Raw genomic sequence first — 16,031 nt, forward strand, 5'->3', positions numbered from 1 at the left:
TTAGATGATAGTTTTCGGCGGTCGCTCCACCGGCGCGTCGATCCACCAGCGGCGTTCGGTGCAGCGCGTCGTCGCGGCGCATCGCGATGCCGCCTCGGCAGGGGCACCCTTGGCGAGCCGCCACCACCGCGGGTTCCGAGGCCGACAGCGGTTCGAGCAGATTAGGAGATCGCCATGACGGCACGTGACGCGGATGTGCCGGGTCCTCGCCCTTCACCGGATTCCGAGCTCACCTGGCTGCTGCACCGAGCAGCACAGCACATGCACAACGCCACCGGCGACCAGGCCGAGAAACACGGACTCGCCCTGCGCGAGTACATCGTCCTGAGCGCCCTCCACAAGACCCCCGGCCTCACCCAGGGAGAACTCGGCAGAACCCTGAGCCTGGACAAGACCACCCTGATGAGCCAACTCGACCGGCTCGAACGCAGAGGCCTGGTGGTGCGTCACAGCTCGCCGCACGACCGCCGCCTGCGCATCCCGGTGATCACCGACAGCGGTGAAGCCCTGCGCGCCACGGTGGCCGAGGCCAGCGCCGCCGTCGAGGCCTCGGCGCTCGATGGTTACGAGCAGGAACACATCGCGCACTTCCGCCAGATGCTGTTCGCCATCATCGGTGACAGCGAAGACCCTGGTTCCTGCCTGTGACGGCCCCCGGAAGTCGTGCGTCGCGGCACGTCGCCCCGCGGATCCACGATCGAAAGCCCCCGCCGCGACCATGACCACCGCACCCGGCCCCGCCACGTCGGTGTGACACCTGGACCCCGCGCCGATCCGGCCTGCGCCCTCCGCGCCCTCATCGACATCGTCGTAGCAGCGCGGCGATGTTCCGGCCCCGGCGGGATCCGACGCGGGCGTTCCGCGACCTGCCCCTGAGCTTCGTCGCCGACGCCCTGCCCCCAGGACCGCCGGTCGCTCACGCGATCGGACGACTCGGGAACCGCCACGCCCCGCAGCCCGGAAAGCTCCTGCCCGGGTCTCATCACCCCACCTTCGCGCACGAGGGCGATCCGGACCGAGCACCCCGATCGGCACGGGTCGATTTCTCAGGAACCTCGCTCGATATCGGCGCGCGCCGCGGAACACCGAGGATTCGAATCCGCACAGCGACGCCTCGCCGATGTCGGTGGCGAAGGCCCTCATGTCCAGGACAAGGCAGCGCTCGTCGATATCGTCGATCGGCCGGATCCGATTTCCGGACATGCCAGGCTCACATTCCTCCACTCCATTCAACTGCCACGAAGATGGAAGAAGTTCATCACATGCGATCGTTCGCACCACGCGTGCCAACCCGCCACATCGGGCCGGCGACAATCATGGGCCTCGTTGTCGCACAGGGCTCGATCTGGCTCATCCGGCGTCCGCCCGACGAGAATTTCGGGAGTTACCTCGGGCAGTTCTTCGGAGCCGAAGCCGTACTGCTGCTGTCGGTGGCGCTCGTGCTGATCAGCACGTTGCCGTGGGTGGAGGCGTGGTTCGACGGCATCGACCGGGCCGCGATCTGGCACCGCAGGCTGGCGATCACCGGACTGGTCCTGCTGGCGCCGCACATCATGCTGTCGTCGAATCCGGACGTCAGTGAACTCGGTGGCGCCCTCGCCGTGATCGGCATCGCCGGCTTGGTGGGGCTCGCCTTGTGGGCCATCCTGCCGAGGTGGCAATCCGTGGTTCCCCGACCCTTGCGCCCTGCGGTGATAGCGGCTCGTGACGCGCGCGGCCTCGCGGCTTTCCGTCGAATTTTCGGCGGTTACGATCGCTGGCGCGCACTACACCGGACGACCGGCTTGTTCGTCGCGGCCGGGTTCGTTCACGGCGTCCTCGACGGAACGGCGTTCGACACCTCACCAATCCGGTACTGGAGCTACCTGGCGATCGGCGCCGTCGGCCTCGGTTTCTACGTCTATCGCGAACTGCCGGCCCGGCTCTTCCAGTCGTTGCACGACTACCAGGTCGCCACGGTCGAGGAGATCGAGCCGGGCCTGGTGGAGATCGCCCTGCAACCGATCGGGCGCGGGGTCGATTTCATGCCGGGGCAGTTCGCCATGGTTTACCTCGAGGCCAAGGACGGTTGGCACCGGCATCCGTTCACGATCGCCAGCGCCCCGCACGACAGGGACCTGCGCTTCACGATCAAGGCTCTGGGCGATTACACGTCGCGCCTTCACGAACTCGTCGAGCCGGGCATGCCCGCGGTCATCGGCGGCCCGCACGGACGTTTCGACCATCGGCGTGGCACCGACCGGCAGGTCTGGATCGCCGGTGGCGTCGGGGTCGCACCCTTCCTCAGCTGGCTGCGCTCACTCGACGGCCCCCTGCCGTACCGGGTGGACTTCTTCTACTCCGCCGTCGGCGCACCGGCATTCGCCGATGAGATCCGGACGATCGCCGACAGGCACGACGACCTGCACGCTCACATCATCGATTCGAGCCTCGAAGGGCGCTTGACGGCGGAACGGGTGCTCGTCGACGTCGGCGGACACCCGGAAGGGCTGTCCGTGTTCATGTGCGGTCCCGCCGCGATGCTGTCCGCCTTCGAGACGCGGTTGCGGCGGGCGGGCGTCGCCTCCCGACACATCCACCGGGAGTACTTCGACTGGCGTTGACGTCGCACGGACGACCCGATCTTCCCCGAACCCACCACCGCTGGCCGCCACGTGTCGCTGACGCGGGAGCGGACACCTGAGCCCCGCACGGCAAGTCTTCTCAGTTAAGAACATCTTGACTGAGACATTCTTGCCTCGTACGATCATTCCATGCCACCTCTCGTCGCTCCCCTCCCGTGGTCGCAGCCACTGCCCGAGGCGTCTCCGCCGGCAGAGTTCGCCCTCTACCACCTGCCGACCGGCACGTACACGACACGCGCGGCCTTCGCCTTCAAGGGAGGGTCGTTCGGCGACAAACGGGAGTTCGCCTCATCGGCGGTGTTGGTGCAGCACCCGAAGGGCGATCTGCTGATCGACGCGGGCTTCGGCGCCGACGTCGCCACGCACATCGCGATGCTGCCCCGGTTCGTGCGCGCTCCTCATCGAGCGGGTCCGACGGTCAGCAGCCAGCTCGACGCCATCGGCTACGACCGCCGCCGGTTGCTCGGCGTGCTGCCGACCCATTCGCACTGGGACCACGTCAGCGGTCTCGACGGACTGCGCGGCACTCCCCTCTGGATGAACGCCCGCGAACGTGACTACGCGGCCCGGGACGCGGACGGCAAGGTCTACCGCAGCGTCTCGAAGGGTCACGAGATCCACGAGTACCGCTTCGACGACCGGCCGTACCTGGGCTTCGCATCGAGCTACGACGTGCACGGCGACGGCTCGGTGGTCGTGGCCCTCGCCGGTGGCCACACCACCGGCTCGGTCATCGTCTTCGTCACCCTGCCGACCGGGAAGCGGTACGCCTTCATCGGCGATCTCACCTGGCAGATCGACGGCATCCGCCGTCGCGTCGAACGACCGTGGGTCCTGAGCAAACTCGCCGACAGCGATCCCGAACTGCTTCGGCAAGGCCTGCTGCGCATGGTTTCCCTCGACGAGTTGATGCAGATCGTCCCCGCCCACGACCTCGGCTCCTACCAGGGGATCCCTCTGCTGTCAGCACAAGCAGCCGGACGGCCCGGCTGAACCAGATCGCGCCGGGGGGGATCCGGCCGCCGACCCCTTCCTCGCCCCACCTCGACAACCGGGGCCGGATTTCACCCATCACCTCCACAGGAGGAAGAGGACATGACACCACCGTTCCCGTGTGCCGGATGAGCGCCCGCGCGGCCTCCGGGCGTGAGGTCTACGCCCGCAATTTCGGAGTGGCCCCCGCCGAAGCAGAACGCATCATGAACGAGCGCGCAGGCGCTGTGTACGCCAGGGAAGCGTTCGAAGCCGCCGGAGGCCCCGGCTGGCAAGGACACAAGCTGACCGACCGCGACCGCGGCATCGCCGTCATCACCGCACTCGTCGCGCAGAACGTCACCGACGGGCGCCTGTCCACCTACCTCTCACTGGCCCGCCGCACCGGCCTGGACGAGGAGGCGCTCACCGAGCTGATGGTTCTGCTCACCGCCTACCTCGGACAGCCGTGCACCTCGCTGGCGATGGAAGCGATCCGCCACGCGGCCAGCGACGAAACGGTCCATCACCAGGCGTAGGCCCGCACGTCTCTTGTCCACTCGATCTCCGATAGGAAGCTCATGCGAACTCTGACAACGATTGGCGCTGCGTGGGCGGCGATGGTGATCGCGGGAGGTGTCGCTGTCGTCGGCGGCGTGCCCGCCGCGGCGACTCCCCCGTCGTCGACACCCGGCCCGACACAGGAGCGGGTCACCTGGAGCGCCCAGCCGTCGCTGCCGCAGTCGCGGTCCGAGGTCGGAGTCGCCGCTCTCAACGGCCGGGTCTACGTCGTCGGCGGCAGTGTGGAGAGCGCAAACACCGAGCCGAAGTACGCGTCCAACCTCGTGAACAGCTACGACCCCCGCACCCGGCAGTGGGCGAGCCACGCGCCGCTGCCGCGCGAACTCTCGCACGTCGGTGTCGCAGGCCTGAACGGCAAGCTGTACGCCTTCGGCGGGTTCACCAACGTCGTGCACATCGATCCCCAGTCCGTTTCCTTCGAGTACGACGCACGACGTGATCGGTGGACCCGCCTGCCCGACATGCCTGCCCGGCTCGGCTCCGTCGGCGTCGCGGCGGTCGACGGCAAGCTGCACCTGATCGGCGGCCGCGACTCCCGCCGCGTCGAGACCATCCCTGGTGTGCCGTTCGAGCTGGGTTTCGGCACCGTCCGAACGCACTTCGTCTACGACCCTGCGCGCCGCACGTGGTCGACCGCACCGCAACTGCCCGCTGAGGCGCGCGACCACGCGGGCGTCGCCGTGCTCGGCGATCGCATCCACGTCATCGGCGGCCGTGTGGAGGACGTCGACCAGAACCTCGCCCGCCACGACGTCTACGACGCCCGCACCCGTCGCTGGACCGAAGCCGCACCCCTGCCTGCACCGCGGTCGGCTGGAGCCGCGGTCGTGCTCGACGGCCGCATCGTCTACGCGGGCGGTGAATGCAGGCCCGGCAGCGAGACCGAGACCTTCGACGACGTGACCATCTACAACCCGCGGACCAACCGCTGGTCGACGGTCGCGTCGATGCCGCTCGGCGGCCGCCACGGGATCGGCGCGGGGCAGGTTGACGGCCGAGCGTACTTCGTCGCCGGAGCACCGACCTGCGGCGGCGGTTCGAGTGCGGACACCCTGGAGCTGAAGCTGCGATAGCCGCGCGCACCGTGATCTCCAAGCTGGGGCCCCAGCTTGGAGATCACCTCCAGCCGGACGGTGGTTTTCGCGGTCGGGCCCGAACTCCACGACGGCCGGTTGACCCCAGGCCGTACTCCGAAGATTTTCATGATCTACCCGGTGGCGAGCCGCTCGTGCTCCTCTCGCCGTCATTCCTCCTCTCGGGCGTCCGGGCCCGTCCCGCCCGCTCGTCGTGCTGACGGTGTTGTCGCTCAGTCCGAACTCGTGGAGCGCTCCGGGCGGTGGGCGCGCCTCTGCGTGCAGGCGGTTCGCCCGCCTGCCCGAGGGTGAACTGTTCCTCAGCGGCGGTACGCGCGGAGGAAGACGTCGACGCCTTCGGTGATGATCTCGCGGAACTCCGCCTCCGCGTTCGGCGATCCTTCTCGCAGCGGTTCCAGTGCGAGGAGGAACGTCAGGGCGGTGAAGTGCTTCACGGCGCGGCGCGGAGGAGCCGTTCGGAGTTCGCCGGTTGCCATGAGCGCCGTGAAGCGCTCTTCCACCAAGCGCTCGGGGTGTTCGCGTGCCGGCTCCTCCAGCCGTGGCGCGGACGGCTCCTGGGAGCTCAGCCGGCGGTAGGTGGCGTAGCTCGACGACGGGAACGCCTCGGTCGCCACTCGCAGCGCGAAGGCGGTCAGGCCCTCGGACAGTTCGCGTCCTTCGACGAGCTCCTCGTCGACCGCTGTCCGCACGGTCGCGGTCACGGCCTCGCTGACCCGTTCCAGGACGCCGCGGAACACGGTTTGCTTGTCGCCGAAGTGGTCGTAGACGGTGCGCTTGGACACGCCCGCCCGTGCGGCGACGGCGTCGACGCTGGTGCGCTCGTAGCCGTCCGCGATGAACAGCGCCTCGGCCGCGTCGAGGATCGCAGACCTCTTGCCCTCGGACCGCTGGCGTCGCCCCGGTGTCTGCTCAGCCGCTTTGATCGTCGCCACGTCCTCATCCTATTCTCCGGAAAACCACACTGCACCGTGTAGTGTGGTTTCCGAAGGGGTGATCATCATGTCCACGAGATCCACGGCCGCACCGGCGGGCGCCGCCGGTATCCAGGTGCGGAACCTGACCAAGCGCTACAACGGCAAGGCGGCGGTGGACGACCTGTCCTTCACCGCCCTGCCCGGTGCCGTCACCGGCTTCCTCGGACCGAACGGGGCAGGGAAGAGCACGACGCTGCGCATGCTGCTCGGCCTGGTCAGGCCGACGAACGGCAGCATTTCGATCGACGGGCGTTCCATCGTCGACCTCGACGAACCGGCGCGGACGGTGGGCGCTCTGCTCGACGCCCGTGCGGTGCATCCCCGCCGAACCGCGTTCGACCACCTCCTCGCCGTGGCGCAAGCCGCCGGGCTCGGCTCCGAGCGGGTCGCGCAGGTGCTGGACGTCGTCGGGCTGACCGACGCGGCGGGCCGTCGGGCGGGAGAGTTCTCGCTGGGGATGAACCAGCGCCTCGGCATCGCGATGGCGCTGCTCGGCGATCCACGGGTACTGGTGTTCGACGAGCCGCTCAACGGCCTGGACCCGGAAGGCATCCGCTGGGCGCGAACCCTGATGCGCGACCTGGCGGCCGACGGCCGGACAGTGCTGTTCTCCAGCCACCTGATGTCCGAGATGGAACTGACGGCGGACCACCTGGTCGTCATCGGACGAGGGCGGCTCATCGCCGACTCGACGTTGGCCGAGTTCGTCCGGGCGAACACCACCCTGGCCGTCGTGGTCGGTTCGGCCGCCATCGACGACCTCGCCCGCGCACTGGACGGCGCGGGCGTCGCGTTCGAGGTGACGGCGGGCCGGACCCTGCTCGTCACCGGGGTCGACCCGGCGATGGTCGGCAAGATCGCCGCCGCCGAGGGCATCGCCCTCGACGAGCTCACCGGGGTGCGCGACTCCCTGGAGGACGTCTTCCTCCGGCTCACGCACGACGCCACCGAGTACGAGAGCCGTGCGTCATGAGCCTGCTGCGTTCGGAGTGGACGAAGCTGCGCAGCGTGCGCTCGACCTGGACCGCCGCGGCGAGCACCGTCGCCTCCGGTGTCGCGCTCAGCGTGCTCGGCATCTCGGACCTGCTGGGCGCGGCGTCGTCGTCGGTCCCGCCGGACTGGGACCCGACCGCGGGCAGCCTGAAGGGGTTCCTCTTCGCCCAGCTCGTCATCGGCATGCTCGGCGCGTTCGCCATCACCCCCGAGTACGGCAGCGGGACGATCGGCGGCAGCGTCGCGGTCGTCCCGGCACGGTCTCGCCTGCTCGCGGCCAAAACCGCTGTCGTCGCGGCGATCGCCCTCGTCACCGGCCTGCTCACGACCCTGATCAGCTTCACGGTGGTGCAACTGGTGCTGCACGGTGCGGGGCTCCCCGCGGCCGGGCTGGGTGACCGGGGAGTCCTCGGCGCCCTCGTCGGAGCCACGCTGTACCTGACGCTCGTCGCCCTCATCGGGGTCGCCGTCGGCGTGCTCACCCGATCGAGCACGAGCAGCCTCGCGGTGCTCGTCGGCGCACTGCTGCTCGTGCCCGCCCTCGGACCGGGACTGCCCGGCGGCCTCGGCGACGCCTTCGCGCGGTTCTGGCCGATCACCGCGGGGCAGGCCTCGTACGTCGTGGTCCCCGTCGACGGCGTGGTGTCGCCCGCGCTCGGACTCTTCGTCCTGGCGGTGGCCACGGCGGCCGTCACCGTCGCGGGCCACATCGCGTTCCGCGCCCGCGACATCTGAGCGGGCGCCCGTCACATCCGCACTTCTCCGCCGGCCCTCTGGTGCCGGCGCCCACGGGGAGGACATGTCCACGACCGATGTCGCGATCGTCGGCGGGGGGCCGAGCGGACGCCGACCACTTGCGGATCCCGTTGTCGGTCAACGAGATCCGCAGGAACAACACCGCCCGTCAGACGGCGATCCTGCCGAACAGGTGCGAGGCAGGGGCGTGCGGGTCGTCGCCGTAGAAGAACTCCACGAGCGCCCGGTGGAACTCGGCGCGGTCCAAGCCGCCCGATCCGTCCAGGTCCAACGCGTCGAAGACCGCGGCGCAGTCCTGTGAGGACACGTTGCCCGCGTGGCGGAAGATCTCCCCGAACTCCGCCCGGTCGACCCTGTTGTCGCCGTCGAGGTCGACCAGGTCGAAGTAGCAGTCGGCCACCGGCCCGACCTGCTGCGGGTAGAGGGCGGGATCGGCCAGCGCTCGCCGGAACCCCGCGGTCATCTCCCGCAGGTCGACCTTTCCGTCACCGTCCTGGTCCATCGGCGCGATCACGTTGGCCCAGAACGCGTCCAACCCCTCGGTGAGCTGCCGGGCGGTCGCGGACTCCGGCATGACACCACGGGCCGCGATGTAGCGCTCGCCCATGAGCCGGACGTCCTGACGGGTGATCACCCCGTCGCCGTCCACGTCCGCACCCTTGAACCACTGGCGGTACTTGAGATCGCAAACTCCAGTCATGACCGCGCAACGTAGTGAGGCGATCACCGTGCTTTCAAGCCGCACCACCACGGTGGAAATCAAATCATTCGTTCGAGTGGTGCCGCCGTCACCCACGTGGATGACGGCGGCCGGCTTCACCCGATGCGAGACCTCGCCGACCCGGACCGGGCCCGTCAGCCGGGTGCGCGTCAGCCGGGCGGCACGAGGTTCGGTGGCGCGAAGGCGAGCACATCGGGGAGAGGGCCGTCGTAGGGCTCGACGTCGACCAGCGCGCTGAGAGCACTCGGTCCTTGGGAGAGGCGCGAGCACGGTCGATCCGCCGTGAGGACGTTCGGGTTGCCGTGGCGGTCCAGGGTGCCGTTCAGGCCCGGCCGCACCGGATCCCACCACGCTCCCGTGGACAGTTGCAGGACGCCCGGCATGAGGTCGTCCGACAGGACCGCGCCCGCGAGGCAAGCGCCCCGGTCGTTGTGGACGCGCACGACCATGCCGCTCTCGATGCCGCGCGCCGCGGCGTCCGACGAGTTGATCGTCACGGGTTCACGGCCGCGGATCTTCGAGCCGAGGCTGTGGCCACCGTTGTCGTACTGGCTGTGCAGGCGTGAGGCGGGCTGGTTCGAGATCAGGTGCAGCGGGAAGCGGTTCGCCAGATCGGCGCGAAGCCACTCGGTCGGTTCGTACCACTTCGGATGCCCGGCGCAGTCGTCGTAGCCGAACGAGTCGATCTTCTCCGAGAAGATCTCGATCCGGCCCGAGGGCGTCGCCAGGGGGAAGAGCCGCGGATCCGAGCGGAGGTCCTCGAAACTGCCGGGATAGGGCCCGGTCGACGCCGGCAGCCCAGCGGTGGAGCTTCGCCAGAAGTCGTCGAAGTCCGGCAGGGCGGCGGCATCGCCGAGTGTGGCCCTGGTCTGTTCGTAGAGGTGCCGGACCCATTCGCTCTCCGAGCGCGACTCCGTGAACTCGTGCTCGAACCCGAGCCGTGCGGCCAAGGCGGCGAAGATGTGGTGATCGGTGCGCGATTCGCCCTCCGGTTCGCGGACTTTCGGCATCGCGGCGATGTGGGGGTCGGAGAACCCGGCGGCGAAGTCGTCGCGCTCCAGGCTGGTGGCGACGGGCAGGACGATGTCCGCGAACTTCGCCGTCGTGTTCCACCAGGCTTCGTGGACCACCACCGTGTCCGGGACCTGCCAGGCGCTGGTCAACCGGTGGAGGTCCTGGTGGTGGTGGAACGGGTTCCCCCCGCACCAGTAGATCAAGCGCAGCTCGGGCAGGGTGAGGCGTTGGCCGTCGTAGTCGATGACCTCGCCCGGACGCAGGAGGGTGTCGGCGATCCGTGCGACGGGGATGAAATCGGGAACCGGGTTGGGAACCTCCGGGATCGTCGCCACGAAAGCGCGGTCCTGTGCGACGCCCGTCGCGTCCATCGTCGCGTAACCCGCGCCCCAGCCGCACCCCGGCCGACCCATCGAACCCGCCATGGCGGCCAGCACGACGGACATCCAGATCGGTTGTTCGCCGTGGTCCGCGCGCTGCACCGCGTAGTTGACCATGATGACGGAACGCCGGCTGGTGAGGCGGCGGGCGAGGTCGGTGATCGAGTCACGGCTGATGCCCGTGATCCTCGCCGCCCACTCGGCGTCCTTCCGGACGCCGTCGACCTCGCCGAGCAGGTAGGCGGCGAAGCGGTCGAACCCGACGCAGCACCGGCGGAGGAAGTCCTCGTCGTGCCACCCGTTGACCAGCATCGTGTGGGCGATGCCCAGCATCGCGGCGGTGTCGGTGTTGGGGACGACGGGCAGCCACTCGGCGTCGAGGAAGTCGGCGGTGTCGCTGCGGATGGGGCTGATGTTCACGAACCGCACCCCGGCCTCGCGGCACCGCCGTTGCAGGTCCCGCGTCCGGTGCCTGGCCAGTCCGCCGGGGTTGATCTGGCTGTTCTTCAGGGCCAGCCCTCCGAACGCGACCACGAGTTCGCAGTTGTCGGCTATCTCGTCCCACATCGGCATCCGGCTCTGGTAGCTCCACGGATGACCGCCGATCACGTGGGGGAGGATGACCTCCAACGCCGCGGTGCTGTAGGTGTTGCGGGAGTCGGTGTAGCCCCCGCCCAGCGCCAGGAACCGGTGGAGTTGTCCCTGCGCGTGGTGGAACCTGCCCGCGCTCGCCCAACCGTAGGACCCGCCGAACACCGCGCTGTCGCCGTGCTGTGAGCGGACTCGACGGAGTTCATCGCTCACGAGCGTGATCGCGTGGTCCCAGCTCACCTCCACGAAGGCATCGGTGCCCCTGGCCGTGCCGTGGGCGCGCGGCTCGCCGTTCAGCCAGCCCTTGCGCACCGCGGGCCGCAGGACGCGAGCTTGGTCGTCGGCGGCCGTCACCATTCCGGGGCCGATGGGCGACGGGGCGGGGTCGTCGTGCCTCGGCTCGATGCGCACCAGTCGACCGGAATCGACCACCGCGTCGAAACTGCCCCAGTGCGTCGCAACCGACATGCGTCGTTCCACCATGCGTCAACTCCGCCTCTGACGTTTCCTCGGTCCTGGACAACGGTCGTCCACGTCGCAGTGGGTGACGTGGTGCACCGGGAGCCTGCCGCCCGCACCGTCCGCCTCGCGGGAACGGGTCGGCGACCGGCTGCGCGGGCGGGGAGGCCCCCGTGCGGGAATCGCTCATCAGCGGAACCTCCGTCCCGCCTCTGGCGGGCCGCGCGGTGCGGCTCGTGGTCGGCGACGTGACCTCCACGGTATCCCTGGGCAGGGCGGGGTAGAAGACGATGTCAAGCAACGGCGAAGGTTCTTCTGTGTCGACGAACCGTTCACCGGAGACCTCGCTCATCGTTGAGCACCAGCACGCCGAACAGCGCCAACTCGGATCGACGCCATCCCAGCCAACGTCACCCCAGGCATTAGAACCTTCGAACCACGCCCGTGAACCCCACCACGAACAACGTCGCGAACGCCCAACCCAGGATTTGCAGGAGGAGCCCGGCGATCGTCGCCGCCATCGCCCATCCACCGTCGGCTTTGAAGTCGCAGCGCGACCTGCCGCCGGTGCTGATCAGTGGCACCGAGAGGTCCGCTGCCAGGCGGATCGTGTCGGCGAAGCGGCACGGGAAGTCCGTGTCGGGCAGGTCCTCCACCACGACGGCCGAGCTGACGTTCTGCACGCGCGGCACAGACCGGTGGACCACGTCGGCGCTCGACGCGGCCCACGTGAGGGCGAGCGCGACCACGAAGACACCGGCCAGGCCGACCAGCGCCCGGCCTGGCCGGTAGCCGTGCCCGATGAACCGCTTCTTGACCCAGTGCCATATCCGCGAGCCGCGCGTCGCGGACTCGTTCGTCTGATGTCGTTCGTCCTCCAGCGCGATCAGGACCTCCCTGGCCTCGGTCGCCCGTCCGGTGTTCCGCAGAACGGCCGCGAGGTGCTGGTAGGGCTGGGCCTCGAACGGACGAGCGTGCACGCTGAACCAGTGGGGCCAGTACGGGTGCGCCGATTCGCGCGACAGCCTGCCGTACTCCAGCTCGGCGAGCACCACCGTGCTCGTCGAGGTGCACCGCCCGTTCACCGGACGGCACACGGTCTCCGGGGGGATGCGGAGCTCGTTGACCGTCGCGCACCGGAGGTCGAGCGTCACCGCGCTCGGGTCGGTGTTCACGATCTTCGCGGGCCGTCGGGCGCGCTTCTCGGGATCTTCGGGATCCTCGGGTTCCGAGCCGAAGGACTTGCCGGTGAAGCGCCTCCCGACGCCCAGGTCGAGACGGGAGCCGACACGCGCGGACATGAGGTGGATCGTCGCGAGTTCCTTCGACTTCGCCACCGCCTCGAACCCCGAGCACAGCAGGAGTGAGCCTCCCACGTGCAGCCCTTCGGCGTTGAGCACCGGACCGTGTCCGTTGGTCAGCGTCGTGCCGTCGAGCCACAGGTCTCCGCGCACCCGTGCGTTGACGAGCTGGACCGCTCCCGTGTCGCAGGAGACGGTCGCGCGAGCGTGACGGAACCTGAGCGCGCGGCCCACGTGGATGCCCTCCGCGTGCAGGGCCGGTCCCTCCGGGTTGTCCAGACACGCCCCGTCCAGTTCGAGGTTGCGGCCGATGCGGGCACCGACCAGCCGCACGGCGCTGTCGGCGGTGTTGCTCGTCGTGCCCAGGCCTCGGAGGTAGAGGGTGCCGTCCACCCTGATCCGGTCGGCGTGGAAGAACGGAATCCGGCAGTCGAACAACTCGAGCCACGGCACCCACGCGTTGTGGGCGAAGATCGGCCCCTGGAGCACGCACCGGTTCAGGTGCAGCCCGACCTGGGTCCTCACCGAGTCGAGTCGGAGCTCCGGGCCATCGATCCACGCGTTCGCGAGCGTCACCCCCCGCGGGTGGAGGTGGTTTCCGCACCTGCCCTCCAGCAGGCCGCTGATCACCCGTGCCCGCACGTGGTACCAGTTGTCGGAGGTTCCCGGACGGCGAAGCGCAGCGCAGTCGAGTTCCCTCCCCGCCTTCGCGCAGGCGACCAGCCGTCGTTCGACCGGTGTCAGTCCCCGCCACCTCATGACGAGCCCTCGTCCGCGTAGGTCGGTGGCAGGAGGGGTGTGGGACCTCGGGGCTGGTCGTCCCGAGCGGGCTCCTCGTCGGCCACGTCGGCGACCACCTCGTCGAACACCGGGTCGTCGTAGTAGCCGCTGTGCCCGCGCAGTCGGGACCGCGGCCGGTCCGCGAGCGACTCGATGAACTCGGGGTCCCGCAACCTGATGTCGTGGCCCAACTCCCGGCCCCGCAGGAAGCTGCCTTCGCCGCCCGCGCGCACTTCGCCGAGCCCAGGCGGGTTCTCCGAGCCCATTGCGTGCCACGTCGGCGGGGAGGTCTCGGAGGTCTGCGTGGATCCGTCCTGCCAGGTGAGCACGGGGCCGCCGAGCGGATCGGTCCACCGGTGCACGTTCCTCCACCGCCCGCCCAGGACCTCGTGGACGCTCGCCAGCTCGGCGTAGCCGAGGTAGCGCGGGAAGAGCCTGGCGAACGCCCACCGCAACTGCGACCCGTAGGTGACCAGGCCCAGCCGCCGAACGGTGTTCTCGGCCTCGGCCCGCTTGATGTAGCAGTGGCCGGAGTCGTCCGTCTCGCGTTCCTTCGCCAGCACGAGCACGGCGGCGACGCACACCACGCTGCCCTGGCTGTGCCCGGACAGGACGACCTTGTGCTCCCCTGGCTGGTTCGCCAGGTGGTTCGCGCGACTGGCCAGCTCGAGCGTGGCCCGACCGCCGTAGGGCGGAGGGCAGATCGGATGGGCGTAGCGCGGCCAGAACGCGATCAGGTCCCACAGGACACCGACCACGGTCCGCATCTTCTGCCCCTGCCACGAGCGGATGCCGAGCAGGACCAGGCCCGCGGCCAGGCCCGACAACACCCAGCCGCCGACGCTGGGGAGCGGACCGTCGAGCAGCCACGCGGGTGGGTCGGTGGCCTCCCGGTCGACGACCAAGCGGACGGTCCCGACCACGCCCGCTGCCACCACCAGCGCACCACCCAGCACGCTGATCGTGCCGAGCGCCCAGTGGTAGCGGTACTTCGCCCGCGCCAGCCGCCACGCCGTGGCGACCTTGCCGATGCCCCGCGGTTGAGGCTCGTCCGCGACCCTCCTGGTGACTTCCACGCCGTCGTCGTGTTCGCCCTCGTAGTCCCCCGCGGCGCGGTCGTCGAGCCCGTCCGACCGCCACCGGCCGAACCCCAGCCACAGTCCGACGGCCAGCAGGACCACCGAGACTCCCAGCAGCCACCAGAGCGGCCGGTCCCGCCCGACGAAGGCCGACGGGCCGCTGATCGTCGCCGCCAGCAGGACCGCCGCGGCCACCGGTTGTTGCGCCATCACGGCCAGCAAAGGCAGCAGCAGCACCAGGAACACGACGGCGAGCACTCCCCACAGCACGACCCCCGTCCAGTAGGCCTCGCTCAGTTCGATCCGCCACTGGACCACGTCGCCCGCGGTCTCGGCGACGTCCGCCCGCGTGACGTGATCGCCGACCGGTTCGCCCAGCAGATCCGCTACGCGGTAGGCGAATCCGCTGCTGAACCCGGCCGCGAGCGTCGTCGCGAACGCCGCGGTGATCCACGCCGCGAAACCGCCCCACATCGGCCCGAACGCCGTGCGGGCGTGCTCCGGGATGGGGTCGAGGGCGCCTCGCTGCTTGCGGCACACGCCCAGGAGGACCAGCAGGAGGACCGCGGCCAGACCGCTCTGGACCATGGTCACGACCTCGAAGCCCGCCAGCGGCCGGGCCAGCGCGTCGGCGTCGCCGACGTCCCACAGGACCACGGCGGCCAGCACCACCGACCCCGCGAGGTACACCAGCGAGCCCCACTTGAGCAGGGTGAACCGGAGGGGGACGCGGCAGGAGTCGTTGAACCGCGGGTCGGGACGCGACTCGGTGGCCGGGACCTTCGCGACCCCGAGCGCGGCGAGGAGGACCAGGAGGACACCGACCCCGACCGCGATCGCCCACAGCCAGGTCGGCGCGGTGGCCGTCAGGACGTCGGTGTTCAGTGCGCCGCTGTACAGGATGCCCGTCACGGCGCAGGCGACCGCGACGTGCGCCGCCCGCAGCGCCGGGGCCCTGGGTGACGTGTGCCAGAAGGCGTGGTCGCGCAGTGACCCGTCCTCGGGGACCCACTCGTGCCGCTCGCCCTTGGGCTCGTACAGGAACGTTTGCCTGCCGAACCACCACAGCAGGCCGATCACGGCCGCCGTGGGGACGACGCCCAGCAGCAGGCGCGCACCGAACGGCCAGGTCGCGGTGAAGTCCAGCCACCCGTTGTCCTGCAAGCACACCGCACTGCTGGAGCACTGCCGGACGACGAGTTCCAGGCAGAGGTGGACGGTGTTCGCCACGAGCACGGAGGTCAGCACGACGCCGAGCAGCCGGAGCACGCCGTCGGCGAACTTTCCCCTGCCCAGCAGCATGTAGCGGGACAGGTTCAGCAGGGCGAACGGCGCCAGGAGGAGCCAGAGCGCCCGGCTCGCGCCGCCGGAGGTGAACCGTCCCCAGTGGAACGCCTCGACGATCCGGGACCGCGGCGGCTGCGTCCCGCCGGGCAGCGTGGTCACCGGCTCGGCGGCCCGGAAGAAGCGGGCGGTGTCGTCGCCCGCGACCTGCCGGGGAAAGGGCTCGCCGAGCATCGATTCCGGTGGTGTGCCGGAGACGCCGTGGACGCGCAGCTCGTGAACTACCCTGTTCGGCCGATCAGTCATACGTCCACCCGCCTCAACGTGCAGGGCTACCAGTAGGCTAATCGGGTGCTCAGAGGGCTCGTTACCGTTCGAAGCCGATCCGTGACCTCGGCCGTGAACCGTCCTCACCCCGCCGGTCCAC

The 16,031-nt window shown here is 69.8% G+C and carries 12 protein-coding genes; 7 read left to right on the forward strand and 5 right to left on the reverse strand.

Annotation, left to right across the window (positions count from 1 at the left end; genetic code table 11):
• Positions 1 to 174 precede the first annotated feature (174 nt).
• The 5 genes from VFZ92_RS14785 (at position 175) to VFZ92_RS14805 (ending at position 5,251) form a co-directional block, all read left to right on the forward strand.
• Complete coding sequence (locus tag VFZ92_RS14785; RefSeq protein ID WP_330876478.1) at positions 175 to 648, forward strand: MarR family winged helix-turn-helix transcriptional regulator; 474 nt, start codon at positions 175 to 177, stop codon at positions 646 to 648.
• Between the two features lie 614 nt (positions 649 to 1,262).
• Positions 1,263 to 2,603: a hypothetical protein gene (locus VFZ92_RS14790; RefSeq protein WP_330876479.1), complete on the forward strand. Its 1,341-nt coding sequence runs from the start codon at positions 1,263 to 1,265 to the stop codon at positions 2,601 to 2,603.
• A 150-nt stretch (positions 2,604 to 2,753) separates the two neighbouring features.
• Entirely contained in the window at positions 2,754 to 3,617 is an 864-nt protein-coding gene (locus VFZ92_RS14795) for an MBL fold metallo-hydrolase (protein ID WP_330876480.1), read from the forward strand.
• Positions 3,618 to 3,745: 128 nt separating this feature from the next.
• A complete protein-coding gene (locus tag VFZ92_RS14800) occupies positions 3,746 to 4,135 on the forward strand; it encodes a hypothetical protein (RefSeq protein ID WP_330876481.1) in 390 nt (129 codons plus the stop codon).
• 81 nt (positions 4,136 to 4,216) lie between these two features.
• Complete coding sequence (locus tag VFZ92_RS14805) at positions 4,217 to 5,251, forward strand: Kelch repeat-containing protein (protein WP_330876482.1); 1,035 nt, start codon at positions 4,217 to 4,219, stop codon at positions 5,249 to 5,251.
• 320 nt (positions 5,252 to 5,571) lie between these two features.
• Here the strand turns inward: VFZ92_RS14805 and VFZ92_RS14810 are convergent, their stop codons facing one another.
• Positions 5,572 to 6,204 carry a TetR/AcrR family transcriptional regulator gene (locus VFZ92_RS14810; RefSeq protein WP_330876483.1) on the reverse strand — a complete coding sequence of 211 codons (633 nt, stop codon included), beginning with the start codon at positions 6,202 to 6,204 and terminating at the stop codon, positions 5,572 to 5,574.
• A 67-nt stretch (positions 6,205 to 6,271) separates the two neighbouring features.
• Here VFZ92_RS14810 and VFZ92_RS14815 point away from each other — a divergent pair, with 67 nt between their 5' ends.
• Together VFZ92_RS14815 and VFZ92_RS14820 are read left to right on the forward strand one after the other, a co-directional pair.
• Positions 6,272 to 7,219 (forward strand): ATP-binding cassette domain-containing protein, encoded by a 948-nt coding sequence (locus tag VFZ92_RS14815; RefSeq protein WP_330876484.1) that lies wholly within the window; start codon positions 6,272 to 6,274, stop codon positions 7,217 to 7,219.
• A complete protein-coding gene (locus VFZ92_RS14820) occupies positions 7,216 to 7,974 on the forward strand; it encodes an ABC transporter permease (RefSeq protein WP_330876485.1) in 759 nt (252 codons plus the stop codon). The genes VFZ92_RS14815 and VFZ92_RS14820 overlap by 4 nt, the downstream gene beginning before the upstream one ends.
• Before the next feature lie 169 nt (positions 7,975 to 8,143).
• Here the strand turns inward: VFZ92_RS14820 and VFZ92_RS14825 are convergent, their stop codons facing one another.
• The 4 genes from VFZ92_RS14825 to VFZ92_RS14840 form a co-directional block, all read right to left on the reverse strand.
• Positions 8,144 to 8,695, reverse strand: coding sequence for an EF-hand domain-containing protein (locus VFZ92_RS14825; protein WP_330876486.1), 552 nt, complete (start codon positions 8,693 to 8,695; stop codon positions 8,144 to 8,146).
• A gap of 170 nt (positions 8,696 to 8,865) precedes the next feature.
• On the reverse strand, positions 8,866 to 11,169 hold the full coding sequence (locus tag VFZ92_RS14830; RefSeq protein ID WP_330876487.1) for a molybdopterin-dependent oxidoreductase: 2,304 nt from the start codon (positions 11,167 to 11,169) through the stop codon (positions 8,866 to 8,868).
• A 413-nt stretch (positions 11,170 to 11,582) separates the two neighbouring features.
• Complete coding sequence (locus VFZ92_RS14835; protein ID WP_330876488.1) at positions 11,583 to 12,986, reverse strand: hypothetical protein; 1,404 nt, start codon at positions 12,984 to 12,986, stop codon at positions 11,583 to 11,585.
• A gap of 230 nt (positions 12,987 to 13,216) precedes the next feature.
• The gene (locus tag VFZ92_RS14840) at positions 13,217 to 15,910 is read right to left on the reverse strand and encodes a hypothetical protein (protein ID WP_330876489.1); all 2,694 of its coding nucleotides are present in this window, start codon (positions 15,908 to 15,910) and stop codon (positions 13,217 to 13,219) included.
• Positions 15,911 to 16,031 lie beyond the last annotated feature (121 nt).

This window comes from Umezawaea sp., from assembly GCF_036375055.1.
Classification (GTDB): Bacteria; Actinomycetota; Actinomycetes; order Mycobacteriales; family Pseudonocardiaceae; genus Umezawaea.

What these genes read in the sequence shown, in the direction of transcription:
- VFZ92_RS14785 (WP_330876478.1), top strand. Translation starts at nt 175, where the DNA reads ATGACGGCACGTGACGCGGATGTGCCGGGTCCTCGCCCTTCACCGGAT.
- VFZ92_RS14790 (WP_330876479.1), top strand. Translation starts at nt 1,263, where the DNA reads ATGCGATCGTTCGCACCACGCGTGCCAACCCGCCACATCGGGCCGGCG.
- VFZ92_RS14795 (WP_330876480.1), top strand. Translation starts at nt 2,754, where the DNA reads ATGCCACCTCTCGTCGCTCCCCTCCCGTGGTCGCAGCCACTGCCCGAG.
- VFZ92_RS14800 (WP_330876481.1), top strand. Translation starts at nt 3,746, where the DNA reads ATGAGCGCCCGCGCGGCCTCCGGGCGTGAGGTCTACGCCCGCAATTTC.
- VFZ92_RS14805 (WP_330876482.1), top strand. Translation starts at nt 4,217, where the DNA reads ATGGTGATCGCGGGAGGTGTCGCTGTCGTCGGCGGCGTGCCCGCCGCG.
- VFZ92_RS14815 (WP_330876484.1), top strand. Translation starts at nt 6,272, where the DNA reads ATGTCCACGAGATCCACGGCCGCACCGGCGGGCGCCGCCGGTATCCAG.
- VFZ92_RS14820 (WP_330876485.1), top strand. Translation starts at nt 7,216, where the DNA reads ATGAGCCTGCTGCGTTCGGAGTGGACGAAGCTGCGCAGCGTGCGCTCG.
- VFZ92_RS14825 (WP_330876486.1), bottom strand. Translation starts at nt 8,695, where the DNA reads ATGACTGGAGTTTGCGATCTCAAGTACCGCCAGTGGTTCAAGGGTGCG.
- VFZ92_RS14830 (WP_330876487.1), bottom strand. Translation starts at nt 11,169, where the DNA reads ATGTCGGTTGCGACGCACTGGGGCAGTTTCGACGCGGTGGTCGATTCC.
- VFZ92_RS14840 (WP_330876489.1), bottom strand. Translation starts at nt 15,910, where the DNA reads ATGACTGATCGGCCGAACAGGGTAGTTCACGAGCTGCGCGTCCACGGC.